The organism is Candidatus Nitrospira bockiana (assembly GCF_965152565.1).
In genome coordinates this window covers 4,255,267-4,281,583 of the sequence record NZ_OZ224215.1, presented here as the reverse complement: position 1 = coordinate 4,281,583, position 26,317 = coordinate 4,255,267, and the positions used below count along the sequence as shown (strand labels likewise).

Sequence of the window (26,317 nt, the reverse complement as noted above, 5' to 3'; positions counted from 1 at the left end):
ATCCAGGGGACAGGAGATTGGGGCACCGCTCCTACGGCGTTTGGGTGGGAGGAGGCCTAAGATGAGTGTACAGGCGATTAGCACGAAGGAGGGTACAGCCATGAACAGAACAAGAACTCCGATAACTCTACTAATGGCTGCCGGTGCGATAGTCGTGCTGCCGTTGGCGGCCTTTGGGATTCAAGAATCGACCCCGAGCTCAACGCCGACCGTGGTCCCTGCTTTCCCGCCCAGTGCCAAATGCACCACCAACTCTCCCTGCCAGAGTGTGAGCGGCCAAATAACCCGAATTGAAGAATCGTACTGGATCAAAGATGCCAATGGTCGTGAAGTGCATTTACGGGTAACGGGTGACAGCAAACTGAAGGAATTACCGAAAATCGGGGATTCGATTGCCGCGCAATTAACCTCCGATGGAGACGTCGAGGCCTTGGTGAAACTCCCCGAAGTGCCGAAGACGCCGGAAATGTCAGCTCCATCCAAGAGGCACCAGGACATCCGATAGGCATCGAGTGAAGAAGGCAACAGGAGGCGGGGCGGGCTTTCCTCGCCTGCCCCTCGGAGCAAATCATGTTCTTCAGCTTGGCTGATAGACCAGCATTCTGCGTGCTTACGGATTCGGTTCACGTCGGCCAGCTTTTGATGCAGTAGACAAGGAGCCATCCGAGAAGGGCCGACGAACCCAGAAGGCAGCGAATCCTCGAAACACCTGATCGGCCGGGAAGAAGGTGTCCCGTACATGCTACGCGGAGGGCCTCAAATGCGTCGCATCATGAAAGCGATAGTGCCGAAGTTTGCAAAACAAGGCGTCAAACACCTCCGATGCTTTGCTGCTGACCTAAGAGAAACGTACAAGGAAGCAACCTTTCGACCTTACATCAGGAACAAAATAATTGCCGACGTTTCTTTTGACTTTTACATCGGAGACCCCACTGCGCAACTGTGGTACGACAACCCGGGGTGGCGTTATGCAGAAAAGGAGCTGTCCTTTCTCAGATACCATCTGATTCGCCAGGGCGACATCGTCTTCGATGTCGGGGGCCACCATGGGTGGAATGCTCTCATCTTCTCTCGGTTGGTTGGCTTGCAGGGAAAAGTGTTCACATTCGAGCCGAATCCGAAGAACGTCGAAATTATCAGACGAAACATTTCCTTGAATGGCTGCACGAATATCACCGTTGCCAATGTTGCCGTGGGTCCCCGTGCACAAGAGGCTGTTGTGGCCAATAGGTCCAATACCGTTGTCAAACCGAATAAGGTGGAGGAGCGTTATTGGCCTGAGGATTGCCGGCGGAAGTCGGTGGATCGCGGTATAGAAGTCAAGATGGAGTCCCTCGACGGCTATGCCCGCCAATACCATATTTGCCCACATCTCCTGAAAGTCGATGTCGAAGGGTATGAAATTGAGGTCCTTCGAGGCGCGCGCTCCATCCTTTCACGCAAGCCGAAGCTCTGTTTGGAGATTCACCATCCCGATGCGTTGGCCAGGTATGGAACATCGGTAGGGGATCTCTTTGATGTGATCGCGATGAACGAGTACAAGCTGTGGCTTCAAATAGACAACGAGGATATCGTCGCAATAGAGGACGCTAACGAACTTCGCAAGGTCGGCGAAAGATTTTATCTTTACGCGCTGTCTCTGCCGAACCAACATTAGGCTCACGAAAATGCGCAAACCTCTGCCTATTTCGGCATGACCAAGCCACCCCGCTTTCACCGGCCGTGATTGTAGAGCTCTTACCCGGTCAATCGATGTGGGGCTCGACAGCAACCTGGCATGCAAAAGGAGACGTTGCTGTTAAGACAGTGTCCCTCCTCTCCGGAGACCGTGATGGCCGCTCGAGCTTGTCTCGTTTCTTAAGCCCCTTCGCGGTCTAGGAATGGGGTGGCCTAAAGCCTAGCGTGATCCAGTACAGCGCGTGGGCGGCTCGACTATCAATCCCGTAAGCCCCGTGACGCAGCATGGCGAGCAGCGCATCGAGCGCCGCTGTCACACGCTCCTGATCCTGCTGGCGTGCGCGGTTTTGAATCATCTCGAGTTGTTGCATGTACGGTGCCCAGTTGCCCTTGGGGTACTGCATCCGGTAAGACAGCACCGCCGCAGCTAATTCGTCGATCCAGGCCTCATGCGTGGCAACAGAAGGAACAGGTTGGGACACCGCAAGGGTGACAAGGAGGGCGCCCAGCAGAAGCCTCCTCGACCCTCGGATCATGCGTGTCATTGACTCCCCCGCGGCATCGTCAAACCTAAGCCTACAGGTTAAAGACAGGACACGTCATTGCCTAAAAGGTAGATTGTCTTTCACCCGAAGGAGTGGTGGAGGAGATCATCGTCTCGCTCGAGCCCCAGACAATAATCCACAATCCGTTCCGCCTCCATCTCGGCCGTGTCGCCGTTCTCCCACATCGCCCGCGATCCCCCAGTGCTGAAAACGAAGGCTATTCGGTCCTGGTATCCCCGGCTGTGCCTCAATGTCAGGAGTTGCACAAACTTCCCGCCAGTGCACCATGCGGGCGACTGTGCCAGGGATAGTACGAACAAGGAGAGAGAAGGAGTCTGTCAGGCAGTTAGAAATCCGGGCTATTTGTCGCCGACTTTACCGAAGACAGGGAGTGCTGTACCGTCTTGGCAGGAGTACGGGGTGCCACGTATCCTCGCCATCGACGACGATGAGAATTTTCTTCTCGCGCTCAGGGAGGCATTAGAGCGAAGCAACCGAGAGGTTGTGCTCGAAACAGCCACCACCGCGAAGGAGGGCCTCTCGCTCATCACGCAACGTCAGTTCGACGTGATTGTCACCGACTTTCGCATGCCGGGTCGGGACGGCATCGAACTCTTGAAAGAAGCCCGTACCCTCGCTCCTGGTACCCCGGTGCTTCTGTTAACCGCTTACGTCTCGGCCGCTCTGCAACAAGAAGCGGCGAAGTACGGGGCGTATGCGGTCCTCGAAAAGCCCCTGGATGCCGATGTCCTCTACACGGTGGTGACGCGTTCTATTCTTCGGTCTGAACTGCTACGTCGGACCGTCCCGCCAGTGTACGAATCACTTCCCAGCTACGAAGAAGGGCTGGGGCTACACGAGCGCATCGACCAAGTCAACCAACGGCTGAACGACACCCTTCGCCGGGCTTCGTGACCGTCCTCGACTGATTTAGCCCACTGCGCCTCAGGTCATCAGGTAGAACTGCGCCTGGTTACCGGGATCCGGCCTTGGCCTCTCTCAAGCCCAACAGTGACCTTTCGGTAGGTCAATCTACGGCACTCGAACCCGTCCTCTTCTGACGACGAAGATGAAGGAAGGTGCACGCGAAAGTCCTTGCTCGCCCGATACAACTCCCCCTGAAGCAATGGCAACCTCATCTCGAGGCTGAGCGGTGGATGAAACGGGCAAGGTGCTCGCACCGGCGCATAACCGGCCATACAAGATGTCGCTGGTAAAGACCGCCAGGCCCGGCTAGCACCCCTCAGCCTCTCCATCCCTCCGTCAGCTCACGACCTCCGCTTCAAAGTCACCATTCCGCTCCAATTCCCCTCCAGGGGGCATCGATTGAGGTGGTGAGCCAACTTCACTATAGAGCCACCGTGTTCTTAAGATTCGCCCTTCTCGCTCTAGAAGCTCAACCCATTTCTGCCAGATCGAGTTCTGCCAGATCGAGCGCGAGGCTCCGTTTCGGATGTCGATCCTGCTCGTGTTCCCTGGATCGATGAGAAGAGGCCCTCGCGCACGACCGGTTACCGGGGCCGTGTCGATCGTGCCTGGATCCTTGTCGCTTACCACAAGGAGATCATCGCTCCCGGCTCCGTGGGTGACAGAGGTCACCGCCCCTCGATCATGTCCCTCAGAAGCCGAGACACGGTGTCCAACTCTTTCACGATGGATGGGAGTTCCTGTCCTGCCCAGCGGTCACCCGCATCGACCCGGTTGAGGTATCGTCGGACTATTTCATTGAGATGCTGGACTCGCTCGTCGAGCGTCGATTCGGCTAAGGAAGGAATGCGATGCACCGTCCCACAAGCGAACAGGAGACGCTCCTCGAGCGCCTGGAGGCGTTTACCGAGGAGGCTTTGGTTTAGGAGATACTTGGCATACTCCTCGACCGATCGGCCAGCCTCTTCGGCTCGGCGAGCGAGCTCATCCAGCGCCTCCTCGCCGAGTTCATTCAGATTGAACTCATAGCCGTCAGCCATGGCGGAACGGTGCACGAACGCCAAAGGAAAAGCCGGAGGGCGCCCGGCTACTGCAAAGTCTACCTATACCGCCTTTGCAGTAGAATCAGCCAGAGCTGTGATGAGATGTCCGACGAGAGCGAGGCCTTGTGAAAGCATCACGGCTCACTTCAAGGACTCTTCCCGTTCAGGGTGAGCCTCAGGCTCGCACCTCTTCGGGACCATGGGGCAGGATGCGACAAGCGCCCTTGTAACGACCGACTCCTAAGCAGGAGTGCCAAGGCGAGGCGTGCGCCTCTCTACATCGCCTAGTTCGGCGCGAACATGCTGCGCCGCAGGGTCATCCTGCCTGCAAGGCGCATTGACACCTCACGGTCCTACCCCCAAATCCCCAACATAACTCCCGGTTTTCCGGGCCCTTGCTCGGTAGCACGGATATTGCGGCTCCTCACAAATACCAGGAGGTCGGATCATGGCACACCTCATACTGCGTGGCCTGTTGGTATTCAGCCTGATGATGGTGGGAAGTGGCGGCCTTGCTACCGCCGCCCCTGTCGTCTTTTCCGACGCGGGTGTCGACCGCCCCGCCATTCAAGACACCGTTGATGCCTTTAGAGGTGCGATTGGAGGCATGAACAACGGGAATGCGCCGGGGCCATTAGCGACCGGGCGGCGAGAAATCAACTGGGATGGAGGGGGGGCCGCGGCGCCCGTCCTCACCAACATGCCGCATGACTTGTTCAAGGGGAACCGCGGGGCACTGTTTGAGCCCGACTCCACCGTTTTCAGCATTAGTGGCCAACCTGCGCCCGAATTCGGAAACATCAATCCAACCTACCCGGGTAGTTTCACGACCTTCAGCTCGCCACGGCTGTTCAGTCCGACGAATAGCGTGGTGACTGATCAAGTCTTTTTTGTCCCCGGCACCAACTTGCGTGCAACCGTGCAAGCGTTCGGGGTGGTCTTTACCGACGTCGACGTTCCGAACACGACGGGAATTGAATACTTCAGTCTCAATGGTGGCTCGCTCGGCAAATTCTTTGCTCCGACCGCAAACAACGGTTTGTCGTTCGTCGGTGTGTCGTTCACTGGTGGCGAACTGATCTCAAGAGTGGCAATTACGACGGGGAATACCATCCTGGGGCCAACTGAAGGTGGCGGGATCGAGGTCGTGGCGATGGATGACTTCATTTACAGTGAACCGCAAACGGTCATCCCCGAGCCGACGTCAGTGCTGCTCGTGGCGTCGGGTTTGCCAGGACTGTGGCTCGCCCGTAGAATCGCACTCCGCAGCCGGGACCGGGCTTAGGTAAGACGACAATGAGGCCGTCACGATCCTCCGTCGGCGGTCATCGACCGGAGGATCAGCGTTCCAAGGGCAGGCCCCGAATCCGAGTCATCTACCCGCGACGTCTATACCCGGATGGCGGAGCGGTATTCCGGATAGTAGCAAGCGATGCTATCTTTTGGGTCTCGCGTGCCTTCCTGCCTCGTACATCTTGCGCAGGGCGCTTGCAATCACTTCTTTCAAGCAATAGAGATCATCGTCTCGCTCGAGACCAAGAAAATACTCCACAATCCGTTCCGCCTCCATCTCGGCCGTGTCGCCGTTCTCCCACATCGCGCCGCGATCCTCCTCAGCTCTGAAAACGGAGCGGCGGGAAACAGGGAGGGCCCGCTTCCGAGCGAGAGCCGTCCCCGTTCAGGCGGTCAGGCACTGTTAACATGAAGGCCCCCGGGACTTGGAGAAGGATCAACGGGCAAGACATCTTCAGCTTGGATTTCGACCGCGGCTCCTTGGCGAATCACGTTGATCGCGAGGATCAGGCGGCAATGATTGCCCTTTCTGATGAGTTTGCCCCGAATGCCCGCTAGCGGGCCGCGGATCACTTCCACCTCCATCCCTTCAATGAGGGAAGGATACGGTTCAGCGGGCTTTCGAGCTGCGACGAGACGTTGCAGCGCAGCGATCTCAGCGTCCGAGACCGGTTCCGCTTGATCTCGGGCACTCCCGATGATTTCGACGACCCCAGGCGACTGAAGCACGGTGAGCTTCTCCGCCGGTTTAAAGCGGGCAAAGCAATAGCCTGGAAACAACGGCCATTCGATGCGCTTCTTTCGATCCTTCCACTGGCTGACCTTCGTGACGAGAGGAAGCAACGTTTCGAGACCACGGTGACGCAATTGCTCGTGCACGACCTTTTCGGCCCGGCTACGGGTGCGGAGGGCAAACCAGTGTGAAACGTCTTCGGGCTCCATACTCCCGGCCTCTTCAAGCTCCTCTATAGCGTTTGCCGTAGCCCCAAGCAGTCGGACGACTGAGAAAGCTTGGTCGGGAATCGAAATGCCTGTATTTATCGCTTCACCTACGCCGCTATCGTACTCAGGTATGAGCTCATCCGTCCTTGCTCAAACCATCCGAGTCCTTCCCTTGTCCCATGCTATTCTCCGAGGTGATGAACCTGGCAGGTGACCGCATCTATTCGCGAGCTTCTTGCCGTTCGGAACAATCGGACGATCGGGACCTCGCGCGTCGGAGGGTTACTGCATGAAGCGGATCGTGCTCTGCTTTGATGGCACTTGGAATAAGGCCGAAAAGGAGGCGGCGACCAACATCTGGCGATTGGCCGTACGCTTGAAGCGCACCGAGGAGCAACTCGTGTGGTACGACGAAGGGGTGGGGACGAGCCGATGGGAGAAGCTCCGCGGCGCCTTCGGGTTCGGGTTGAGCCGGAACATCCAGCAGGGGTACATGTACTTGGCGCTGACCTACGAGCCCGGCGATCGGATCTTCCTCTTCGGCTTCAGCCGCGGGGCTTATACCGCGAGAAGCCTGGTGGGACTCATCAGGAAATGTGGCATTCTGCGGCGCAACGACGTGCCGCCCCTCGCGCTCCATGGGCTGAGTGACGCCCAGATCCAAGAACAGTTGGATGAGGCCATCCGGAAGACGCCTGCAATCGCCGAGGCGTACGACCTGTATCGCCAGCGGGACGCCGGGCCGGATACCGAACACAGCCGGCGCTTCAGGGCGACCCACTCCTATCCCGTCTACGATCCCTCCAACCCCGCCGCCAATCCACCGTTGGCGACTCGTATTCGGTTGATCGGCGTATGGGATACCGTCGGGAATCTCGGTGTGCCCCTCAAGACCCTTCAATGGGTCTCAGTCTTCAACAAGAACCGCTACCTGTTCCATGACACGAAACTGAGCGGCATGGTCGAGTATGCGCGCCATGCGCTCGCCATTGATGAATACCGGGCGGACTATACGCCGGCCATTTGGACGCCGGACGATCAATGGACGAACGACCGGCTGCGCCAACGATGGTTCATCGGAGCCCATGGCGACGTGGGCGGCGGCTACCATCCTCAACAACCCTTGGCGGACATTGCGTTGAAGTGGATGATCGAGGACGCACGGGCGATCGGCCTGGAGGTGGAGGAGTTCCCGCTGCCGGCGGCGAATTACACGGCGGAGGTCACGCGGACGTATGAGAAGTTCTTGCTGGGGCTGTACCAGTGGTTCTCACGACCGGTACGGCGTCCAATTCTGACAAGGACGCGCGGCGAAATAGCTCTCCAATACCGGAATCAAGACACGGATCCGACCGTCGCGAAGCGGTTGAGTGACGATGCTTCCTATCATCCGCATCACCAGGGACTGAGGAAGCTGGCCGGGTTGGAATAGGACCAGGGGCCTTGCCGACCCACCAGGCAGGCGAAGGGACGGATCCGTCCGCCAGCCGCGAGCATTTCTGACGGGAGAGATGTTCAGGGGCCATGAGGCACCGCCGTCTTGCTTCCTCATGGCCGCCCGGGTCACCCGGAACTGAGGGTCTCGGAGAGGCCAGCGGGTTATGGTGTTGGACAGGGGCGATCGATCCGGGCTTGCCAACGCATCACGAGCTCAGGAGCAATGGCCTTCCCAGGAATGAGACGGACACGGTAGAGTTGCCACAGCCTCTTCTGGGCCTTCTCGTTCCCTTTGCGCGCCTGCGCGAGAAGACGCCGTCGAGTCTCCATTTCCTTGAGCTGTTCCAACGCGACCAGCAGCGAAGCATTCTTGTACATGCTGCCCTCCTCTCACGTGGTTATGAGCAGATACGAGCCGCAGATGCGAATGGAGACTCGGACCAATGCGAAGTGAGTCAGGACGGTCAATGTCCGTCATGGGACCTCAGTGCCGCACAGAGGGCGCTCCTCAGCGGGGCCTCGCTCTTGGGGAGACGAGGGGTATCGGGAGCTGGCGGGCGACAGTGAGAAGCTCGACCGAACACGCTGAGGAGGGCCACAGTGCGCCAGAGCAGGGTGGCTGAATAGGGGCGGCCGGGGTTCTGTGTCGCGGGCTCAGCCCTGTCCTGAGGCTCGCTGTCCCGGGCGCGGCTATCAGGACGGAACTATATGTAGGATGATCGCGAAGTACAATATGGCCAAATGTCCTGCGCAGAAGAACCACCGTTTAATCACGGTGGCTCACACGACGGGATGTGGGTTGAACGGACCGACCCGGACGTCGGTCAACAAGGATCGAGGAACGACGAAAAGAGCTTATCCCTGGAGACGGGCCGCCTCTCCACGAGCAAGGCGCAGACAGTCGAACAGATATGCGCTGTAACAGTCCAATGCTCTGCGGGCGGCGTCGAGCAGTCTGGGTAGGACGGAAGGATGTTCGCTGAGTAACTGGTTCAGATTGGCTTCGTTCAACGCGGTGTGCCCTACGTCCTGTCGGGTGTGTTCTTCAAGAAATCGCAACCCCTGTATGACCTGTCCGCCCAGCACCTTCGCGATCTTCGGCATGGCCGCTGCCCCATACACCACGGAGAGCCGCTCGATCTCGTACTCAATCGCGAGCTGGCAGTACGGGGAGTCTCCTCCAATGACTTCTTCGTGCAGCGCCCGGTACTCCAGCACACTCGTGGGAAGCGGTTGACTCAGGAACCAGTCGGCTTGGAGATGCACCGAATGGCGTTCGTTGAACTGCCCAACGAGCGCGCGTGTATCGTCCAGAAACCACCTATGATGGTCTTTCTCTTGCTGTGCATGGGCGATTAGGAAGCTGCCAATTTCCCGATAGCCCAGCGCCTCGCAGCGCTCGCCTGCGCGCCGAATCCAGCCTTCAACCGGCTCGGTCATGGGAACGCCAAGGGCGCAATACTCGATCAGGAGCAACTCCAAGACCAGTGGATCGGGGTGATCGAGGAACTGCCAGATCGGGTTGTCACCCAGCCCCGTCCTGGCCGGTTGCATGGGTGGTTCGTATAGTGCCTGAACCGCTCCGCGCGCCATCTCCAACCGCCTTACCAGTTACCTGCTGTGGTGGCCCAGGGTCATCGTCATGGAATCCCCTTCGAGCATCCCGGCCGCATCACACGATGCGGCTGGCTGCTGTTCCGGCTCCCGGAGCTTCCGCATGGCCGCCAGCAGGCTCATGTACAGGAGAGAGCCGTACAAGGCGGCCGCCATGTCCCGCTGCGGGTCCCAGACATCGCCCTGATGTCCGACCAGGGCCTTTTCCACATCGGGATGAGCGAGTTGCCCAACCCACGCTTCGACGATCTCCCAGAAAGCGCTGAAGCCAAGGACCGTCATGACGACGACGTACGGCACGAGCCAGCCGGTCACCTGACAACGACGACGGAACACTTCGACGAGCGGGAGCGTAAGGAAAAAGCCGAAGCTGAAATGGACGATCCGGTCGAAGTGGTTGCGGTGGAAATGGAACCACTGGTCCAACCAGATACCCAACGGTACTTGTGGGTACGTATAATGGACCGCCACGGTGTGGAGCGTGAGCCAGATGGTGATCAAGACATAGGAGGCATTCGAAAGAGGGAAGGCCCGGTGCGTCAAGACGAGGACGGCGACGAAGAGGACCGGCAGGACATTGGCGCCCCACCAGATCCTTGGATCGACCGGGGCGATCGCCATGACGCCGAACAACGCGAGATACCATGCCAGCATGAGTTGAGGAATGAAGGACACGGGACGTGCCATGGTGGCATTCTTCGGGATCCACATACCGCTAGGGCCTCCTTCTCGGTGGCTGTACAGATGATCAAAGGCAGGCGGAGTTCAAGATACCATACGGACAGTGCAGCGAGTAACCATGGGACAGTACCTAAGGGGGGACCGGGTTCTCGTTGCGTCCTGATCCTGCTGATCTGCCTGTGGTCGGGTGCGTGCGCCACGACGCCGGCTCCGCTGTCGCTCCCCGTCCTTTCGATGACGGCCCCGGCGTTTCAGACGTCGATGGAGGCCTTCACCGGGGCGCCTCTCGTCGGCGACAACCGCGTGGAGATTCTGTTGAATGGCGAGGAAACGTTTCCCAGTTTGCTCGAGGCGATCCGTTCGGCCCGGACCACGGTGACGTTCGAGTCCTACATTTTTCACGAAGGCCAGGTGGCCGATCAGTTCGTTGAGGCCTTTGTCGAACGCTGTCGGGCCGGCGTCCGGGTCGCGATTCTCCTGGACGCACATGGCTCGGCCGACCTGCCTGGGCGCTATGTCGAGGCGCTTCGCACGGCCGGTTGCGCCCTCGTCCCGGACTTCCGCCCCTTGCGGCCGTGGAATCTGGAACGGACCAACAAACGCAATCACCGGCGCATCCTCGTGGTCGACGGACGCCTGGGATTTACCGGCGGGTACGGCATCGACGACACGTGGAACGGCGACGGGCGCACCGAAGGCCGCTGGCGGGAAACCAACGTACGCCTCGAAGGCCCGATCGTTCAGTACCTCCAAGAGGCGTTCGTGGAACACTGGCGAGAAGCAACCAACATGCTGCTGGGTGGAGCGGAGTATTTCCCCTATCCCCCGGTCGAGGTGAGGGATCAGCCCGTGCGGGCGCAAATCGTGCGCAGCTCCCCCCTGCACAACAATTTTGCGATGTACCCCGTGTTCTTGCAAGCGATCAATTCTGCGCGCAGATCGATCGCGATTTCGACGCCGTACCTGTTACCGGACGAGCAGCTCACCGCCGCGCTGGTCAACGCGGTGCAACGAGGGGTGGCGGTTCGTGTGCTCGTCCCCAGCATCGTCCGAAGCTCCGGCGTCGAGTACGTGACACAGGCATCGCAACGTGAAGGCTTCGGCGAGCTCCTCGACGGTGGCATCCAGCTGCACGAGTATGCACCGGCACTGCTGCATACCAAGATGATGATCGTCGACCGTATGTGGGCCACGGTGGGCAGCACCAACCTCGACAACCGGTCAATGGCCATGAACGACGAGCTGAATGTGATTTTCTATGATGAATCCATCGCGCAGCGACTGGAGGAGGTCTTTTCGAACGATCTCTCGCACTCGAAGAGGATTTCACGAGAGGACTTGGCGAAGCGGGGCTGGTTGGCTCGATTCCTCGGTATGGTGATCAGTCCATTCCATGATTATTTCTGACCGGTCGTCCTTTCTCCCTGCTGCAACTCAGTCAACCGGCGGTCCTGGAAAAGTCGATCTGCACCATGAGTTACTGCGAATCATGTAGTCCTCGTGCCCACTCTCCGTTTCGGGCCATCTCCCTGCTCGTGTCTGGAACGAAGGCGTATCCTGAAACCAGTACTCCTCATATTCAGGAGGTGACGCATGGCTACTCACCAGGCCGTGACAGAACGCGAAATCCTGGCCCACCTCGTCAAGCACCCAGTCGATGATCAGTTCCTTGACCAAACGCTCCACATGTGCCAGCACGGTATGGCGCTCACTGATCTTGGTCGGTTGATCCTCACGGAGCGAATTCGAGCTCGGGAGGAGCGAGCCGACACACGCTTAGCGGCTTAGACCCGTCGGGGTACTGGAAGAGGGCTGCGAGCTTTGGGCCCGCTTGCTCGATTCGCCTTCAAGAGACTGTAGAGAACAGGAAGCCCCGGAGCCGTAGGCACGACCGAGCGGTTCGACGCGCGGTGCTAGCAGCGCGCGGCTGGTCTGTCGACCTCGTTGCCTGCCCGGATCACCACGCCGTACTCGACGAACAACTCCGATCGGGCCGCTTCGTCTCCGGTGCGGGCGCGCTGGATCAATTGCCGGCGGTGCTCCAGCTCGAGCTGATAGTCGAAGATCATTCCACTGCTCATGGTCACCTCCTGGTTGTCTGCTGAAGAGGCTTCGACAGCAGGATCAAGGCCAGAGCAGAACGGCCATACAGTCAGCCTTCGATCAAGCACTTGTACCGGCACACCCTCTTTTCACCGCGATCCACGAGTCAGTCCTTGCTGTCTCAGCCGTCTCACGGACTAGGCGGCCAAGCGGTGCGTCTGCTCATGCTTCTCGACTTCGGGCTCAGGCGCGTTGAGGACCACCGACCCAAAAGTCTGGTAAGTCCCTTTCTGCGGCTGCCCGAAAGCCAGCACCAACATCCCGAACACTGTCGCCACCGAGGTGAGTACCATCCATTCCATGGTGTCCTCCTTCGCTGTCTGACGATCGTGGTTCGATCTGCCGCCTCACTTCTTTGATGTGAGCCTGAGCAAAGGCAATACCAGCGCGTCTGCTCGGACAGAGATGAGTCTTTTCGAATGGTTTCGTCAGGAAGAACGTCTGGCCGCTGGCCCGTCGATCATTACGCGATGATCGGCATGGATACGACTGTATCGAGAGAGATACTGGTTGCTGTGAACGCCTTCTAGGCATTGGCGAGGTGGTGGGCGGTGCGGGGAGGTGCATGTGAGCAGGCGAAGGCGTTGTGCATGCAAGTGCAGGGGAAGGATTACAGTCCGCGCCGCAAAGAACGCATCCTGGAATGGCAACAGCAGCAGTCGTTCCCCATCTGTCCGGACACCAACGATCCTGACGCGTGCAATGTCTACACGCAACTGACGCTTCCTCCCGAGGTCTACGAGCCTATGTCCGAGTACTACGAGCACAAGGCCGATCGTCAGAGCGCGTAGTTGAGCCGAGCTGCCGGCTGGGAGTCAATCCAAGAGAGCCAGTTCGATGTGGGCGGTGTGCCTGAGGTGCGGTTGACTACCTAAGGCTGAGGGACGACAATACGCATGTGGACCCCCCACGCCGCCTCAGCCTGGCGCTTCCCCTGCTCCCTGCGTTCCTCTGCCTCTTCGCGCCGCCGAACCTCTGGGGCGTCCCGCTTTCCTCATTCGACCACATCGGCGCCGGGTCTGTTTCCTCGCAGGCTGCCTGGCTCGTCAACCGCACCGAAAGCCCCGCTGACCATTATCACCGCGGGCGAGCTCTTCATGCGCAGGGAGACCTGAAGACCGCGATCATGGAATACTACGAGGCGCTTCGGCTCGACTCCGACTTCGCCGAAGCACACCACGCCCTCGGCCTGGCGCTTCAGGAAATGGGAAACCTGGAGGCGGCCATTGAGAAGTATCGGGAGGCGCTTCGATTGCGGCCGGACGAGGTCGCGATCCGCACCAACCTCGGCTTGGCGCTGCACCAGGACGGGGATCTACCGGGGGCGATCGAACAGTTCCGAATGGCCCTTCACGTCAAACCACACGATCCGCGGCTGCACTACAACCTGGGCGTCACTCTTCGGGTTTCCGGCAAGCTGCATGAGGCGGTGGCTGAGCTTCGGGAAGTCATCCGGTTACAGCCCCATCATGCGGGCGCGTACAACAGCCTGGGGCTGGCGTATGAAGCCCTCGGCGATCTCGACAACGCGATCAGTGCGTATCGCAAGGCCGTCGGTCTGGCAAGCAAGGAGGCCGAAGCAGGGTATTGGCTCAACCTGGCCGGCGCCCTCCAGGAGAAGGCCCGGTTCGAGGAGGCGGTCCAGGCATACCAGAGCGCCATCCGGCTTCAGCCGGACTCCGTGGATGGCCACTACCGCCTCGCCACCGTGTTCATGGTGCAGGGCGACCTGGCCCAGGCGCTCGTCGAGTTTGAACAGGTGATCACAATGCAGGAGGATCACCGAGACGCCCACTTGGGGAGGGCCTACCTGCTTCACCGGAAGGGGGATGCGTCTGCGGCCATCGAAGAGTACCGCACCGTGCTCCGGCTGCAACCCGACCATGCCGTCGCGCACTATAATCTGGGGACGTTGCTGCAGGCGGACAATCAATTATCCGCAGCCATCGCCGAGTATCGCCTGGTCCTTGGGCTCCAGCCTACCCACGCGGCCGCAGCGATCAACCTTGGGGCGGCTCTTCAGGCCGCCGGTCATCCCGAAGAAGCCGTCGCCGTCTATCGTGAAGCCTTGAGGCACCAAAGCCAGGAGCCGACATTACAGTACAACCTCGGCGTCGCGTTGGCCTCCATGGGGCAGATTCCCGATGCGGCCCGCGCCTTCCAGTCCTTTCTGGCTCTTGTCCCTGAGACGGCCGATGAACGCGTCCGGTCGGCCCGTTCTTGGCTCCAGGCCCATCCTCGGCCTGACCGCGGGCTCTTGAAGTGACACAGGCGGCTCAAGTGAGAGCGATTCAGCGGATGTGCGTCGAGCGATCATCGTGGCTCCCGCTTCTCGTGCTGCTGCTTGCGAGTGCCGGCTGCGCGACCGGTCGCTCCCTTCCTCACCCCATCTTCGAACCCTCATCAGAGATGAAGACAGCCGGACGGTATGATACGGAGCGCGATTTGCGGGCGTGTCAGCACACGGTGTGGGAGACGGCGCCATGGAGTATGCAGCCGCATCGGTTGATTCCGCCCGTTCTCGCCCCCAGCGGCGTGGTGCTCGGAACGATGGACGTCCCGCATCCGGTCTTGTCGCGTCAGGCCTATCAACGGGGTCTGGAGCACTGCCTGATGGCTCGGGGGTATGAGGTCCGAGGGTGGCAGTAGCCTTGTACAGGTTCCGCTGCCACTCAGGCCCCCTCCAGCCGTGTTCCTTTACGTTCGGGTCTCCCGAAACTACCCGGTCCCTTCCAGCGGCTGACAGACCAACCGCACCAATGCCGCTTGATGTCGCCTCCCCTGTTTCCGTACAAGACTGCTAAACAACGAGCCGGTATCCAGACGGATGCGGCTCGCCGATTCTCACGTCATCAGGAGGGAGCGTTCTCATGAGATGGTCATGCATTCCTGTCCTTGCCGTTTCCGCTGTTCTTGTGCTGTCGGCTGTCGGTTTGACGACGCCCGGAGTGGCCACTGGCGAAGTGATTGATCTGCAGGCGGGCCGATGGTCCGGGGGCGCCGGGCTTGGCTTCATGGGCAACACGCCCGACGGCGCCGTTGACTTTGCCTTCAAGGGCCACGCCGACTATTTCATCGCACCGAACCTCTCCATCGGCCCGCTCGGCCAATACGCCGGCGCCGGCAACGATTTCCTGTTCGGCCTCTCCGCGCAGGCCAAGTACTGGTGGGCGATCCCGGGGGACAACCGGGCCAAGGTCGTGTTCCAAGGCGGCCTGGGTTTCGTCCGGGCCGGCATCAAGGACCGTGATAGCGGGATTGCCGATACCTCTGCCTCCTTCTTGCTTCCCATCGGGGTGGGGTTCGACTATGCGGTGACGAAGCAGCTCGCGGTCACGGCCGACTTCCTGCTCAACTTCACGTCGCTCGGGAGGACGTACCGCGCAGGGGGCCGGGAAGTCGATCTCCACACGAACGTGATGCCCGCGCTGTATTTCGGCATCCGGTTCTGACGACCATTGGCTCGGGTGCGGAGACCGTGGGAATGGAACCCGACGTGAAGCCGCAGCACGACAAGAAGCCCAGCCAGCCGCCGGGCGAGCAGAGTCCGACCGAGCTAGGCGTGTCGCCCGAGCCAGGCAGCGACCAGCCGCCCATGGAAGAAAAAGGCATGGAAGAGTCTAAGGATCCCGGCAAGAATCAATAGGGGCGTTCTCCCGGGTTCTCGGAGGACTCTGCCGGCGATAACCGACTCGGTGGCCCCCCTGGGCCAGACCGCCTGGACGGATCCCGCTCCAATCCCCACCAGACCGCTCGTGACTCCTGCGTCGACAAGGAACAGGACCATGAACGTCGTCGTCTCGTCCTCGAACCCAAGCGGATCCCACTGATAGAAGACGACCCGGAGCATGGAGAGCATGAATCCGGAGAGGAAGCCGATGAGAAGCGCCACCCCGGCTATCATCGATCGAGTCCCGAGCGTTAGGGTTTAGCGGGTGTGCCCCGGGAGCCAGCCGTACTTCACGGGCAAGGACAACAGCGCCCGAACCGCGCGGAGTAGGGTGTCGGAGCCGAAGGGTTTCCGCAGGAGGGTCGCGGCGACCTGCCGGACTTGGAACCGTTCCAAGACCTCCTCCGGTTGACCAGATATGAAGAGGACCTGCAGTGATGGGCGGAGTTTCAGTGCTTCGGCAGCCAGGTCGAGTCCCGCCAAGGTCGGTTCTGGTCGTCCCATTGCGAGCCGCAACCCTTGAGGCAGGGCCAAGTCGGTGATCAACAACTGTATCGGCGCGTCGTACTCTTTGCAGAGCTTCAGCGCCTCTTCTACCATGCTCGCGCTCAGAACCGTATAGCCCGCGTGGCTCAGCTCGTACCCCAGCAACATCCGGATGGAGGGATCGTCCTCCACAAGGAGAATGGTTTCAAGGGAAGATGCTCGCGTGGTCTCATCGAAGGAGTCCATGGCGCCATCCCTCTCCGTTGTCTTGTCGCGATACTTCTCACGGTGAAGGGCATGCAGACGCCGTGCCCCCAAGAATCACTTGATCTATCGAGAATGCATGAGACCCCAAGGAGAAGGTGGTAGACAGAAATGAACACGAAGCGCCTTTTCAAGGTCTCCGGCGAACCCGCGGTCAGGAAGATCCTGTTCATCGGTTCGAGCCATCCTTCAGCAGCAAGAGCGCGAGCGCAAGAACCTCCATGGCTTGCCACACGCACGTCGCCGTTCCGTCGGGACCGCACGGTTTCCATATCGTGAGGGGCTGTTGGAAAATTCACATTCATTCGTCACGGTTGTTCACATTTGTGCGTCCCATTCTCTACGTACGACTCGCAAGGCACAACAATTCAAGGTGATTGATCTTGGCACTCAGCTTGCGTTTTAGCGCCCGCCGTACGTGCTGTAAGTGAATGGGCGAAGCTATGTGTAGACTCCATGGAGGGCGGAACATCTCATGAAGCGATTGCTGTTCGTGTGCACCGCGAATTCCTGCCGCAGTCAGATGGCGGAAGGCTTCGCGCGCTATTACGGCATCGGCCAAGTGGAGCCGTTCAGCGCAGGCATCCGTCCTCATCCGCTGGACCAGATGGCCGTGCAGGTGATGCAGGAGCGCGGCATCGATATTTCGGTGCATTATCCAAAAACGATCGACGACGTCCCCTTGGATGACGTGATGTTGATCGTGACGCTCTGTCCGAATGCGCTCACAAAACTTCCCGCGCTGCCCGCCCATATCCATCGGCTCCACTGGAACATTGCCGACCCGAATGCGATCCGGGGAGGGGCGCCACTGTCGGCCTACCGTCAGCTTCGAGACGAGCTGGAATCGAAAGTGAAATGGCTGCTCCCCGCGATGAACAACCTTCCGGCTACCAGCCGCACGCATCCGCCAGTCATCACCGCCCAAAGGAATTCGCATCCCTAGTGCATCCCTGTACCACCAACCAAGGAGGATCTATGAGGTTACGTACCGTAGCGAGTGCGCTCGCATTCTTTGCTCTTGCGACCGCGGCCGGCATGGCGGCCGCAGAACCGCCCGCCGGTAGCGGTGGACGTGCTCTCGTTGCTCAGGCGAGCGGTCAGAAACCGGATATCTCCCCCCCTGGTAAGTCTGGTCGTGCCCCGGTCGGCCGGCCGCCCGATCGGCCTCCTGTGGATCCCCAGAATGGCCCTCCCGGCCGCCCCCCGGATCGGCCTCCCGTGTCTCGGTAGGCTCGAGCTCTCAGGCAATCGCTCATACCGGAATGGTCCTTCCCGCCTGCGTTGGGGCGGGAAGGATCGTCCAGTAACACTGCGGGACGGTCGACGGTGCGCAGTCCCGGCGACCGTTCCTTGGCATAGCTATGTCGTTTGCATGTCGCCGGTGGTTCTGTCGTGGTCTGGCCGTCGCGATGGTGACATTCTTCACCGTCACACCGGGTTGGGGGCAGGTGACCGTGCCGTCCGGTCAATCAGGACAGCAATTCTTATTCGGCGGAACGGGGTGGTTGTGGCTGTCCGGTTTCAGCAATCCCGCGCTGCTGAGCGCCTTATATTCGACTCCGTTGTTTCCACTTACGGGGTATTATCCGCTCTTCCCCGGCACTCTCGTTCGTCTCATTCCCGGCGACCTTCCAAGAATCGGACCGGTGCGTGTGCATCCGAGCCTGGGGCTCGCCGAGATGTATACCGATAACGTCTTCCGTTTGAACACCAAACGACAGAGCGACTTCTTCCATACGGTGGCTCCTGGGATCCAAGTCCAATTGCCGTTCGTTCAACGACATCTCCTCGTGATGGATTACCGGACGAATCTCCAGTTCTACGAACGGACCCCGAGCAACAACGTCCAAGATCAGACGGCGGCGGTCGGGCTCAAGCTCAACTTTCCCTTCGGGCTGCGGTTGGATCTTCAAGGGGAATACAAGCTCGGCCACGATCCCAGAGGAACCGCCGTCGACACGCAGAGCGTCGAGGTGAACAAGTGGGCGACCAAGAGCTTCACCGGACAGGCGCAGATCATCGGAAGTAAAACGAGCATCGTTCTCACGACCCAGGCCATTCAGTGGACCTATCTCAACAACAACCAGGACCTCATCCGAAATCGCCTGGCGACCGTGGGATCGCTCACCGTGCTGCGACGCATCCTCCCCAAGACATCGGCCTTGCTCAACGTCGGCGCGGTCCACACCACCTACGAGCAGAACACCAACCTCGACGCGACGACCTATACCGCGAGCGGGGGGCTCAAGTGGGATGCCACTGAGAAAACCAGCGGAGAGATCCAAGTGGGGTATCAATATTTGAGGTTCGACGACGCTCAGCGCGATCCATCGACCCCGCTCCTGGCTCGTTTCCAACGAGACCGGGATTCTTACTCCAACCTGTTCGTCTCCGGACGAATCTCCTGGAAGCCGACCTCGTACTCGACGGTCTTGCTCCAGCCGTACCGGGCGATCATCCAGGACGTGGTCGGCAGCGCGGTCTTCTTCACCGCCACGGGCGTCAACCTCTCCGCCTCACACTCGGTGACGGACAGGATCCAACTGACCGCGAACCTGGGCATCGAACACGATCAAGCCACCAGTGTTGCGAATAGTGGTGGGACTGGTGCGACCTCCCGACGTACTGATGTGCTGACGAGTGCGGGAGGTGGGGTGAACTATCGAACGACCAAATGGTTTGGCCTCGGCCTTCAATACGTGTTCGAACACCGCTCTTCGACCTCCTCGACGTTCGAGTATCAAGCCAATACGGTGATGCTCTCGGTGCAGGCAGCCCTCTAACTTCGTTCCACCTTCACCTCAACCACGCGCGGTCCTCGTGCCGTTGCGGACTCAGGGAACAATGACTATGCAACCCCAATCGATCACTGCCGAGAAGCGCACGGATGGCCCTGCCTGGTATGCCGTGTGGACGCGCTCCCGCCATGAGAAGGTCGTGAGGGAGGAATTGGCCTCCAAAGGGATCGAGCACTTTCTTCCCACGATCAAGACCGTCAATCAGTGGAAGGATCGAAAGCAGCAGGTCGAAGTCCCCTTATTCCCCGGCTACTGCTTTGCACGTATCGGACTCGAAGACCGAATCCGGGTATTGGAGTCACGAGGTGTGATCCAGTTGGTCGGGAATGGGCCGCGCCCGATTCCCATCCCCGACGATGAGATCGAGCACCTGAGACGACTGATGGGAAGCGATCTCCTGTACGAGTACGGGCGGTACGAGCGAAAGGGGGTCGAGGTGGAAGTGATCCATGGTCCCCTGCAAGGTGTCCGAGGATCGCTGATTCGAATGGCCAGCAAGTGCCGGCTCGTCATTGCCGTACGCTTGATCGAGCAGGCGGCCGTGGTCGACATCGATGCCGGGAGCGTCATCGCCCTCGACGGGCCCTTGGCTGTCGCACGGCCGGCTGCCCCTCTGGGGGCCCACCCGCGCCAGCAGGTCTGCACAACGGTATGAGTCCTCTTCCTGTGACACCGGGATCGAATCTCGCGCCGGAGAACACGACCGGCTCGGTGCTGGAATACATCGCACTCTGCCGGCGTCACCTCTCGGTGATCATAGGCGTGACGGTCGCCCTCACCACGGCGGTCGCCCTCTGGTCTCTGATGCAGACCCCCATCTATCAAGCGAAGGCTGCCGTGGTCATCGAGCGTGAAGGCCCGAGCATGCTGATCGCGGAGCAGAATTATGCGACGGACACGAGCCCCGAATACGTTCAAACCCATTTCGAGTTGTTGAAGAGCCACCAGGTGCTCAAGGAGGCGGCGCAGGTGCTGCACCTTGCCGAACGCCCGGAATATCGCGTGCATCGGAGCTGGCTCACCAGCGTGTTGGCCGCGCTCGTGACGGGCACCGGGGCGCGGGCAGCCTCATTGGAAGATTCCGAACAGCTGCTGCTCAAGGAATTCCGAGACCGTGTGGAGGTGAAACCGGTCCGCGGGACCAGGCTGGCCCATGTCCTCGTGCTTTCCGAGGACCCGCGATTCGCCGCGGAGGCGGCGAATACGTTGGCGTCGGTCTATATCGATCGGACGCTGGAATTGAAAGCGAAGATCAAGGAGAGAGCGGCCCAGTGGTTCGCAAGCCATTTGGACGAGCTGCGGAAGCGTGTGGAGGAGTCCGAGGAAGCGCTCTACGCCTATCGGGCGAAGTATGGGCTGATCGACATGAACGAGCGCCAGACGATCTCGGCCCAGAAGCTGGCCGAGCTGAACTCCGAGCTGGTGAAGGCGGAAATCAAGCGGTCGGAGGCGTCTGCCCGGCTGCAGCAAATTGCTTCGGTGCGTCAGACCGGCTCGACCCGGGATTCGATCGACTGGGCCAGGCTGATCGCTTCAGCGGAGGTGCTCAACTCGACGCTCATCCAGACGCTGACCGGGCAGGAGGTGAAGGTCTCGGGACATCTGGCGGAACTCTCGGAGAAGTACGGGCCACGGCACCCCAAGATCGCCCACGCGGTCTCAGAACTGAAGGACCTGCGTGAGCAGATCCGGCGCGAAATCGAGAAGATCTACTATTCGGTCAAGCATGAGTATCAAGTGGCGCTGGAACGGGAGCGATTGATCAAGGCCGCGGTGGCCAAACAGGAAGAGGAGAAGGTCCTGCTGGAGCAGCACAGCGTGCAATATGAGCTCTTGAACCGAGAGGCGAACAGCAATCGGCAGCTCTACGACACGTTCTTGAAGCAAATGAAGGAAGCGGACCTGTCCGCCGAGATGAAGGCCAGCAACATTTATCTCGCCGATCCCGCGGTTCCGGCGACCGCCCCGCTGAGGCCCAAAACCGTGTTCAACACGATCTTGGCGTTGCTCGTCGGGGCGATGGCCGGAGTAGGGCTTGCCTTCGCGCGGGAATATTGTGACAGCAGCTTGAAAGGACCCGAGGACCTGGAACGGCATCTGCCCACCTTGCCGATTCTTGGGATGGTGCCGTTGGTTGGGAAGGAGACACAACCGGTCGAACTGGTTCTCGTGCAGCATCCGACGAGTTCCATAGCCGACAGCGTCCGATCGATTCGCACGAGCGTGCTGCTGTCTTCCGCCGAAAGACGACCGGCGTCCGTGTTGGTGACAAGCGCCTGCGAGGGGGAAGGGAAAACGACGTTGGCCGTCAATTTGGCGATCGCCATGGCCCAGCTCGGTCAGGGGCCGGTGATCCTCATCGACGCCGATCTCCGACGCCCGCGGCTCCACGACATGTTCCGGTCTTCAAACGGGAACGGTAAGAAAAGCGGGAAGGGCCTGGTGCACTTTCTTGCCGGGGAAGCCGAACCCGAAGAGATCGTTCATCCCAGCCACGTGCCGAACCTCTTCGTCATTTTCCATGGGGCGATCCCCCCGAATCCTTCCGAGCTCCTCCATTCGAGCCGCATGCAGAAGCTGATGGAATTCTGCAGGGCACAAGCCTATCAGGTGATTTTCGATGCGCCCCCGGTCATGCCCGTCACAGATCCCGTGATCCTCGCGGATCAGGTGGACGGCGTTGTTCTGGTGACCAGTGCGGGGCAGACGAGCCGTGACGCCTGCCGCTTGACTGTTCAGCGCATCACACGATCCGGCCGGGCACGACTCCTCGGTGCAGTAGTGCAAAAGGTGCGTCTCGAAGAGATGCCGTCTTTCTACGGCTACTATGGAAAGGATGCGCAGCACAAGCAGGGGCGGCACGAGACGCTCGTGAAAGCGTGAGCTATGAGTCGCTGGCAAGACATTCTGTTTGCGGCATTCCTGCTCATGCTCGTGCTGGCCCCTCTGCCCAATGGCTCGAACGCGGCGTGGGCCTGGCCGCTGCTGGCGGCAGGGCTCTTCCTCTTGGGAGTTCTTGCGCTTCTCACCGAGCCACGGGTCAGTGTGATCTCGAGCCCCGGCACGGGAGCAGGATGGTGGGGGGTGTGGGTCGGTGCCTGGCTCCTCTGGATCGGATACTCGGCGATCCAACTGGTTCCGCTCCCGCGCTCGACCATGGCCTGGCTTTCCCCACAGTTGGAAGCCGCATACGTCGACACCTTGCCGGGATTTGCCGATGGAACTGTTTGGCATTCACTCGCGATCGCGCCAGCATGGGCGCTCCGCGGGCTGATCATGCTGTCTGCCTGCGCGACCGCGTTTATCCTCACGGGGTGGTTCTGTCGTTCTCATCGCCGGGTCCGCCAACTCGCCCTCGCGCTCCTCGCTATTGGGATCGCCGAAGCCATTTATGGATTGGCCAAGCCACGGGCCAGCCTCGCTGAGGCAGCGACCGGCACCTTCCACAACCGAAATCACTTTGCGGCCTTTCTCGTCATGACGCTCATGCTCGGTCTCGGGCTCCTATTTGAGAGGTGGCAGCAGGCGACCCGCCGTCCGGCGCCGCTCAGCACCCGAGACAAGCTGATGATGGTCGCGATTGGGTGCGGTCTGATGTTCCTCATGGGCGCCGTCTTCTTGTCCTTCTCCCGCGCCGCCGCCGTCACCACTGTCCTAGGGGGCGGCCTTCTGCTCGTCCTGTGGCTGCCGCGTCGGCTCCCTCGACGGCTCATGCTCGGCATTGGCATCGCGGTTCTGGCCTTGGTGGTTGCAGGAGCGGGCGCGCTCGATGTTTGGACCGCGCGTTTTCAGGCGTTGAGCGAGGGCGAGTTGTCTGAAGATGCGCGTGTGGTCACATGGCGGGGATCACTGGGTCTCGTCAGCGAATTCGCTCCCTTCGGAGTCGGGCTGGGCGGATACCAGGATGCCTATGCGCGACAGAAGGAAGCAGGCACCTTTACTCGCCTGTCATGGCCCCATGCCCATAGCGACCCGCTCGAATTGCTCATCGAAAGCGGCATCGTCGGCGGCGTGGGGGTCATCACGGCACTCATCCTCTACGGGGCTGCTTGGTGGGTTCGCTGGATAAGGAGCCGGACCCCTTTCGAGCATGCGATGGGTGCCGGGTGTCTCGCAGCCGTCGTCACGGTCATGCTGCACTCCTTGGTCGATTTTCCTTTTCACGTTTCGGCCATTGCACTGGCGACGTCAGTGTTGCTGGCCTTGGGATGGCGGGTCTTCCAGCTCAGGCCTGAAGGGGCACAAGGATGACCCTTCGCCTCACCGTCGCCCTCATCCTCATCCTGTTGGCAGGGGTGAGCCTGTTGGACCTGGTCGGGCATGTGCTCGGCCGTACTGGAGAACGCCTCTTGGAAGAGACGCTGACCTCTTCATCGGAGAAAGAGGATGACCGCATGACCACCGCGCACACCCTGCTACAGCGGGCGAGAGAATGGGAGCCGTGGAATCCTGCGCACGCATTTGCCTACGGACGATGGCTGCAGGCCCAGGCGTCGGACAAGCCTGTGGACAGCAGCGAGTATCTGGCTCTCATGGCCCACGCGCGCCACGCGTATCGGTCTGCGGTGCAGCGACACCCGCTCAACGCCGAGTATCAACTCTTCGCCGGCTGGACGGACTATCTGACCGGGGACGTCCGATCGGCGAAACGCTCCATCGAGAACGCACTGCGTCTGTACCCACAGGATCCCTGGATTTGGTTTGAGGCCACGCGCTGGTACCTCTCGCGGTGGCCCGATCTCGACGCCGCGGACCGAGAGCGAGTCGCGGAGCTCGTGAGGATCGGCGCTCCGAATGAACCGAAGCGCTATGTCGAGCTGTGCTGGGACACGCTGCAAGATCCGGCGCTGATCCGAGCGATCCTTCCGCGTGACCGTGCGGTCCGTGAGCAGCTGACCAGTGACCTGACGGATCGGTTGTACTTTGCGCACCGGTGGTCGGAGGAGGCCGCTGATCCGCAGTTGATCCAAGAGCGGGCCGAGGGGCAGTCTCAGATCATCCGCGCAGGAATCCTACCGCAGGAAGCCGACGTTCGAAGCCTCCCGTCCATCGAAGCGACGTCGTGGCAGGGAACTCACGACGGGTGGCTCTCAGGGCATGGGGCTGCGACCGCCGAGGTGCACCTACCCGAGGGCGAGGCGTTGCTGGTGCTGGATCTCGAGGGAGAATCTGCGGGCGGTGAAGCCCCTGTCATCTATCTCCAGCTGGACGACCACGGGCTCGGACAATGGTCGGTGGATGCGGAAGACACGATGCCGTGGTATGCGTTGGTGAGGACGCCGGGTGGAAGCGTGTCGATCAAGGTCTTCTTGATGAACGGCAAGGTCGTCCATCAGCAGGGCGGATTCTTCGAACGGCGCGTCGCGCTCGGTCCCGTCCACGTCATCACTCCCCAGATGGTGCGCCCGGTCAATCAATGATCCACCCATTGTCTCTCCAGCGCAACTTTTCATGGACCATGGCGGGCAACGTGGTGTATTCGGCTTGCCAATGGGGGATATTGCTCATCCTGGTTCGCCTCGGCAGTCCTGCTGAAGTCGGGCAATTCGCGCTTGGGCTTGCTGTCACGGCTCCCGTCATGATCTTTGCCAATCTTGGGCTTCGCCAAATTCAAGCGACTGATGCGCAGCGCGAATACGACTTCAGCGATTACTGGGGCTTGCGCCTCGTCACCACGGCGCTCGCGCTTCTGTTCATCTGCGGCATCGCTCTACTGACCGGCCATGGATCGCACACGGCCCTCGTGATCATCGCCGTCGGATTCGCCAAGGCCATGGAATCACTGTCCGATGTGGCCCATGGCCTTCTTCAGCAATACCGGCGGATGGATTTCATCGCGAAGTCGCAAATGGCCAGAGGTGTGCTCGCCGTCGGGACGGTGTGGAGCGCGATGCAAGCAGCCGGAGGGCTCGTGTGGGGGCTCCTTCTGATGGGCGGCGCCTGGATGGGGGTCCTGCTGGCCTACGACGTGCCGAACGCCAGATCCTGTCTGACCGGCGCCACGGCACGCAGCGATGACGGTCCGGGCTTGCAGAGTCCTGTCCGTCGGCTGACGTGGGACTGGATTCGCCCGACCCTCGACCGTCAGACGCTGTGCCGGTTGGGTCTCATGGCCTGTCCGCTCGGCTTCGTTGCCATGCTCAATTCACTGAGCACGAACGTGCCGCGCTATTTCATCGCAGCCAATCTTGGGGAACGGGAGCTCGGGATCTTTGCCGCCTTGGCCTATTTCAGCACATCAGGACACCTGATTGGGAGCGCCCTCCAACAGTCGGCAAGCCCCGTTGCGGGCCGGTACTGGGCGGACGCCGACACTCGGGGCCTGGGGCGGTTGCTGAGGAGGCTGATCGGGGTCTGCGTTGCAATAGGGGGGATCGGGGTCCTGGCCGTGATGATTGCCGGGGAGCAGTTTCTCGACTGGGTCTACGGCCCAGACTATGCCGAGGCAAGCGATGTGCTGTTGCTCTTGATGACCGCAGCGGCCTTTGTCTACTTGAACTGGCCGCTCGACACCGGATTGATCGCGGTGCGGAGGTTTTCTCTTCATCTCGGGGTCAATGTCGTGAACATGGCGCTCGTCGTCGCGTTGTGTGCCGTCCTCACGCCGGCCTACGGCCTCCATGGCGCCGCCTTGGCGATCCTCTGTGCCTGCGCCATCGCCGCCGGTCTCAAATTGTGGGCTCTACGATCTATATTGACCACGGGCGGGCGAACATCCGGCCGAGCTGTCGATACCCCTGTTCTAGCCGCCCAGGAATGATCGCCACCGCCCGGACACGTCTGTCCATCCCCCTCGTCATGTTCGCCTCCGTCTGTGTGCCGGCAATCGCGTGG

The 26,317-nt window shown here is 60.4% G+C and carries 28 protein-coding genes; 17 read left to right on the top strand and 11 right to left on the bottom strand.

Annotation, left to right across the window (positions count from 1 at the left end; all coding sequences use genetic code 11):
• The first annotated feature begins 100 nt into the window (after positions 1–100).
• Positions 101–505, top strand: coding sequence for a hypothetical protein (locus ACWHYV_RS21020; protein WP_447978450.1), 405 nt, complete (start codon positions 101–103; stop codon positions 503–505).
• 255 nt (positions 506–760) lie between these two features.
• A complete protein-coding gene (locus ACWHYV_RS21015) occupies positions 761–1,657 on the top strand; it encodes an FkbM family methyltransferase (protein WP_447978449.1) in 897 nt (298 codons plus the stop codon).
• 217 nt (positions 1,658–1,874) lie between these two features.
• Here ACWHYV_RS21015 and ACWHYV_RS21010 read toward each other — a convergent pair whose 3' ends face one another.
• Positions 1,875–2,222, bottom strand: a complete 348-nt coding sequence (locus ACWHYV_RS21010) for a hypothetical protein (RefSeq protein WP_447978448.1) — start codon at positions 2,220–2,222, stop codon at positions 1,875–1,877.
• Positions 2,223–2,642: 420 nt separating this feature from the next.
• Here ACWHYV_RS21010 and ACWHYV_RS21005 point away from each other — a divergent pair, with 420 nt between their 5' ends.
• On the top strand, positions 2,643–3,137 hold the full coding sequence (locus ACWHYV_RS21005; protein ID WP_447978447.1) for a response regulator: 495 nt from the start codon (positions 2,643–2,645) through the stop codon (positions 3,135–3,137).
• Between the two features lie 680 nt (positions 3,138–3,817).
• On the opposite strand, the gene ACWHYV_RS21000 is transcribed toward ACWHYV_RS21005, so the two are convergent.
• Entirely contained in the window at positions 3,818–4,189 is a 372-nt protein-coding gene (locus tag ACWHYV_RS21000) for a hypothetical protein (protein WP_447978446.1), read from the bottom strand.
• 451 nt (positions 4,190–4,640) lie between these two features.
• Here ACWHYV_RS21000 and ACWHYV_RS20995 point away from each other — a divergent pair, with 451 nt between their 5' ends.
• On the top strand, positions 4,641–5,477 hold the full coding sequence (locus tag ACWHYV_RS20995; RefSeq protein ID WP_447978445.1) for a hypothetical protein: 837 nt from the start codon (positions 4,641–4,643) through the stop codon (positions 5,475–5,477).
• Positions 5,478–5,627: 150 nt separating this feature from the next.
• Here ACWHYV_RS20995 and ACWHYV_RS20990 read toward each other — a convergent pair whose 3' ends face one another.
• Positions 5,628–5,789 carry a hypothetical protein gene (locus ACWHYV_RS20990; RefSeq protein ID WP_447978444.1) on the bottom strand — a complete coding sequence of 54 codons (162 nt, stop codon included), beginning with the start codon at positions 5,787–5,789 and terminating at the stop codon, positions 5,628–5,630.
• Between the two features lie 89 nt (positions 5,790–5,878).
• Positions 5,879–6,427 carry a UpxY family transcription antiterminator gene (locus ACWHYV_RS20985; RefSeq protein WP_447978443.1) on the bottom strand — a complete coding sequence of 183 codons (549 nt, stop codon included), beginning with the start codon at positions 6,425–6,427 and terminating at the stop codon, positions 5,879–5,881.
• A 289-nt stretch (positions 6,428–6,716) separates the two neighbouring features.
• On the opposite strand from ACWHYV_RS20985, the gene ACWHYV_RS20980 reads away from it, so the two are divergent.
• Positions 6,717–7,859, top strand: coding sequence for a DUF2235 domain-containing protein (locus tag ACWHYV_RS20980; protein ID WP_447978442.1), 1,143 nt, complete (start codon positions 6,717–6,719; stop codon positions 7,857–7,859).
• Between the two features lie 167 nt (positions 7,860–8,026).
• On the opposite strand, the gene ACWHYV_RS20975 is transcribed toward ACWHYV_RS20980, so the two are convergent.
• The 3 genes from ACWHYV_RS20975 to ACWHYV_RS20965 form a co-directional block, all read right to left on the bottom strand.
• Positions 8,027–8,242 (bottom strand): hypothetical protein, encoded by a 216-nt coding sequence (locus ACWHYV_RS20975; RefSeq protein WP_447978441.1) that lies wholly within the window; start codon positions 8,240–8,242, stop codon positions 8,027–8,029.
• 477 nt (positions 8,243–8,719) lie between these two features.
• A complete protein-coding gene (locus tag ACWHYV_RS20970) occupies positions 8,720–9,418 on the bottom strand; it encodes a hypothetical protein (RefSeq protein WP_447978440.1) in 699 nt (232 codons plus the stop codon).
• Between the two features lie 57 nt (positions 9,419–9,475).
• The gene (locus ACWHYV_RS20965; protein ID WP_447978439.1) at positions 9,476–10,165 is read right to left on the bottom strand and encodes a DUF2238 domain-containing protein; all 690 of its coding nucleotides are present in this window, start codon (positions 10,163–10,165) and stop codon (positions 9,476–9,478) included.
• Between the two features lie 228 nt (positions 10,166–10,393).
• Between ACWHYV_RS20965 and ACWHYV_RS20960 the strand changes: the two genes are divergently transcribed.
• The gene (locus ACWHYV_RS20960) at positions 10,394–11,566 is read left to right on the top strand and encodes a phospholipase D-like domain-containing protein (RefSeq protein WP_447978438.1); all 1,173 of its coding nucleotides are present in this window, start codon (positions 10,394–10,396) and stop codon (positions 11,564–11,566) included.
• Positions 11,567–12,072: 506 nt separating this feature from the next.
• Here ACWHYV_RS20960 and ACWHYV_RS20955 read toward each other — a convergent pair.
• Together ACWHYV_RS20955 and ACWHYV_RS20950 are read right to left on the bottom strand one after the other, a co-directional pair.
• Positions 12,073–12,240 (bottom strand): hypothetical protein, encoded by a 168-nt coding sequence (locus ACWHYV_RS20955; protein ID WP_447978437.1) that lies wholly within the window; start codon positions 12,238–12,240, stop codon positions 12,073–12,075.
• Positions 12,241–12,399: 159 nt separating this feature from the next.
• Positions 12,400–12,564, bottom strand: a complete 165-nt coding sequence (locus ACWHYV_RS20950) for a hypothetical protein (protein WP_447978436.1) — start codon at positions 12,562–12,564, stop codon at positions 12,400–12,402.
• Between the two features lie 288 nt (positions 12,565–12,852).
• Here ACWHYV_RS20950 and ACWHYV_RS20945 point away from each other — a divergent pair, with 288 nt between their 5' ends.
• The 4 genes from ACWHYV_RS20945 to ACWHYV_RS20930 all read left to right on the top strand — a co-directional run bounded on the left by ACWHYV_RS20945 (position 12,853) and on the right by ACWHYV_RS20930 (position 15,714).
• Positions 12,853–13,053, top strand: a complete 201-nt coding sequence (locus tag ACWHYV_RS20945) for a hypothetical protein (RefSeq protein WP_447978435.1) — start codon at positions 12,853–12,855, stop codon at positions 13,051–13,053.
• Positions 13,054–13,160: 107 nt separating this feature from the next.
• Positions 13,161–14,528: a tetratricopeptide repeat protein gene (locus tag ACWHYV_RS20940; RefSeq protein ID WP_447978434.1), complete on the top strand. Its 1,368-nt coding sequence runs from the start codon at positions 13,161–13,163 to the stop codon at positions 14,526–14,528.
• 14 nt (positions 14,529–14,542) lie between these two features.
• Positions 14,543–14,911, top strand: a complete 369-nt coding sequence (locus ACWHYV_RS20935) for a hypothetical protein (protein WP_447978433.1) — start codon at positions 14,543–14,545, stop codon at positions 14,909–14,911.
• Between the two features lie 299 nt (positions 14,912–15,210).
• The gene (locus tag ACWHYV_RS20930; protein WP_447978432.1) at positions 15,211–15,714 is read left to right on the top strand and encodes an outer membrane beta-barrel protein; all 504 of its coding nucleotides are present in this window, start codon (positions 15,211–15,213) and stop codon (positions 15,712–15,714) included.
• Positions 15,715–15,818: 104 nt separating this feature from the next.
• On the opposite strand, the gene ACWHYV_RS20925 is transcribed toward ACWHYV_RS20930, so the two are convergent.
• Both ACWHYV_RS20925 and ACWHYV_RS20920 read right to left on the bottom strand, forming a co-directional pair.
• Positions 15,819–16,166 carry a hypothetical protein gene (locus tag ACWHYV_RS20925; protein WP_447978431.1) on the bottom strand — a complete coding sequence of 116 codons (348 nt, stop codon included), beginning with the start codon at positions 16,164–16,166 and terminating at the stop codon, positions 15,819–15,821.
• A gap of 24 nt (positions 16,167–16,190) precedes the next feature.
• Entirely contained in the window at positions 16,191–16,664 is a 474-nt protein-coding gene (locus tag ACWHYV_RS20920) for a response regulator (RefSeq protein ID WP_447978430.1), read from the bottom strand.
• Between the two features lie 493 nt (positions 16,665–17,157).
• Here ACWHYV_RS20920 and ACWHYV_RS20915 point away from each other — a divergent pair, with 493 nt between their 5' ends.
• From ACWHYV_RS20915 to ACWHYV_RS20885, 7 genes are all read left to right on the top strand, one after another.
• Positions 17,158–17,628, top strand: a complete 471-nt coding sequence (locus ACWHYV_RS20915; RefSeq protein WP_447978429.1) for an arsenate reductase ArsC — start codon at positions 17,158–17,160, stop codon at positions 17,626–17,628.
• A 466-nt stretch (positions 17,629–18,094) separates the two neighbouring features.
• On the top strand, positions 18,095–19,468 hold the full coding sequence (locus ACWHYV_RS20910; protein ID WP_447978428.1) for an outer membrane beta-barrel protein: 1,374 nt from the start codon (positions 18,095–18,097) through the stop codon (positions 19,466–19,468).
• Positions 19,469–19,529: 61 nt separating this feature from the next.
• Positions 19,530–20,138 carry a UpxY family transcription antiterminator gene (locus ACWHYV_RS20905; RefSeq protein ID WP_447978427.1) on the top strand — a complete coding sequence of 203 codons (609 nt, stop codon included), beginning with the start codon at positions 19,530–19,532 and terminating at the stop codon, positions 20,136–20,138.
• Between the two features lie 11 nt (positions 20,139–20,149).
• Positions 20,150–22,366 (top strand): GumC family protein, encoded by a 2,217-nt coding sequence (locus ACWHYV_RS20900; RefSeq protein WP_447978426.1) that lies wholly within the window; start codon positions 20,150–20,152, stop codon positions 22,364–22,366.
• A 3-nt stretch (positions 22,367–22,369) separates the two neighbouring features.
• Positions 22,370–23,734, top strand: a complete 1,365-nt coding sequence (locus tag ACWHYV_RS20895; RefSeq protein WP_447978425.1) for an O-antigen ligase family protein — start codon at positions 22,370–22,372, stop codon at positions 23,732–23,734.
• Positions 23,731–24,903: a hypothetical protein gene (locus ACWHYV_RS20890; RefSeq protein ID WP_447978424.1), complete on the top strand. Its 1,173-nt coding sequence runs from the start codon at positions 23,731–23,733 to the stop codon at positions 24,901–24,903. The genes ACWHYV_RS20895 and ACWHYV_RS20890 overlap by 4 nt, the downstream gene beginning before the upstream one ends.
• Positions 24,900–26,243 carry a lipopolysaccharide biosynthesis protein gene (locus ACWHYV_RS20885; protein ID WP_447978423.1) on the top strand — a complete coding sequence of 448 codons (1,344 nt, stop codon included), beginning with the start codon at positions 24,900–24,902 and terminating at the stop codon, positions 26,241–26,243. The genes ACWHYV_RS20890 and ACWHYV_RS20885 overlap by 4 nt, the downstream gene beginning before the upstream one ends.
• The last annotated feature ends 74 nt before the right edge of the window (positions 26,244–26,317 follow it).

Excerpts from the sequence above, each read along its gene's own strand:
- ACWHYV_RS21020 (WP_447978450.1), top strand. The coding sequence starts at position 101 with ATGAACAGAACAAGAACTCCGATAACTCTACTAATGGCTGCCGGTGCG.
- ACWHYV_RS21015 (WP_447978449.1), top strand. The coding sequence starts at position 761 with ATGCGTCGCATCATGAAAGCGATAGTGCCGAAGTTTGCAAAACAAGGC.
- ACWHYV_RS21010 (WP_447978448.1), bottom strand. The coding sequence starts at position 2,222 with ATGACACGCATGATCCGAGGGTCGAGGAGGCTTCTGCTGGGCGCCCTC.
- ACWHYV_RS21000 (WP_447978446.1), bottom strand. The coding sequence starts at position 4,189 with ATGGCTGACGGCTATGAGTTCAATCTGAATGAACTCGGCGAGGAGGCG.
- ACWHYV_RS20995 (WP_447978445.1), top strand. The coding sequence starts at position 4,641 with ATGGCACACCTCATACTGCGTGGCCTGTTGGTATTCAGCCTGATGATG.
- ACWHYV_RS20990 (WP_447978444.1), bottom strand. The coding sequence starts at position 5,789 with ATGTGGGAGAACGGCGACACGGCCGAGATGGAGGCGGAACGGATTGTG.
- ACWHYV_RS20985 (WP_447978443.1), bottom strand. The coding sequence starts at position 6,427 with ATGGAGCCCGAAGACGTTTCACACTGGTTTGCCCTCCGCACCCGTAGC.
- ACWHYV_RS20980 (WP_447978442.1), top strand. The coding sequence starts at position 6,717 with ATGAAGCGGATCGTGCTCTGCTTTGATGGCACTTGGAATAAGGCCGAA.
- ACWHYV_RS20975 (WP_447978441.1), bottom strand. The coding sequence starts at position 8,242 with ATGTACAAGAATGCTTCGCTGCTGGTCGCGTTGGAACAGCTCAAGGAA.
- ACWHYV_RS20970 (WP_447978440.1), bottom strand. The coding sequence starts at position 9,418 with ATGCAACCGGCCAGGACGGGGCTGGGTGACAACCCGATCTGGCAGTTC.
- ACWHYV_RS20965 (WP_447978439.1), bottom strand. The coding sequence starts at position 10,165 with ATGGCACGTCCCGTGTCCTTCATTCCTCAACTCATGCTGGCATGGTAT.
- ACWHYV_RS20960 (WP_447978438.1), top strand. The coding sequence starts at position 10,394 with ATGACGGCCCCGGCGTTTCAGACGTCGATGGAGGCCTTCACCGGGGCG.
- ACWHYV_RS20955 (WP_447978437.1), bottom strand. The coding sequence starts at position 12,240 with ATGAGCAGTGGAATGATCTTCGACTATCAGCTCGAGCTGGAGCACCGC.
- ACWHYV_RS20950 (WP_447978436.1), bottom strand. The coding sequence starts at position 12,564 with ATGGAATGGATGGTACTCACCTCGGTGGCGACAGTGTTCGGGATGTTG.
- ACWHYV_RS20945 (WP_447978435.1), top strand. The coding sequence starts at position 12,853 with ATGCAAGTGCAGGGGAAGGATTACAGTCCGCGCCGCAAAGAACGCATC.
- ACWHYV_RS20925 (WP_447978431.1), bottom strand. The coding sequence starts at position 16,166 with ATGATAGCCGGGGTGGCGCTTCTCATCGGCTTCCTCTCCGGATTCATG.
- ACWHYV_RS20920 (WP_447978430.1), bottom strand. The coding sequence starts at position 16,664 with ATGGACTCCTTCGATGAGACCACGCGAGCATCTTCCCTTGAAACCATT.
- ACWHYV_RS20915 (WP_447978429.1), top strand. The coding sequence starts at position 17,158 with ATGAAGCGATTGCTGTTCGTGTGCACCGCGAATTCCTGCCGCAGTCAG.
- ACWHYV_RS20910 (WP_447978428.1), top strand. The coding sequence starts at position 18,095 with ATGGTGACATTCTTCACCGTCACACCGGGTTGGGGGCAGGTGACCGTG.
- ACWHYV_RS20905 (WP_447978427.1), top strand. The coding sequence starts at position 19,530 with ATGACTATGCAACCCCAATCGATCACTGCCGAGAAGCGCACGGATGGC.
- ACWHYV_RS20895 (WP_447978425.1), top strand. The coding sequence starts at position 22,370 with ATGAGTCGCTGGCAAGACATTCTGTTTGCGGCATTCCTGCTCATGCTC.
- ACWHYV_RS20890 (WP_447978424.1), top strand. The coding sequence starts at position 23,731 with ATGACCCTTCGCCTCACCGTCGCCCTCATCCTCATCCTGTTGGCAGGG.
- ACWHYV_RS20885 (WP_447978423.1), top strand. The coding sequence starts at position 24,900 with ATGATCCACCCATTGTCTCTCCAGCGCAACTTTTCATGGACCATGGCG.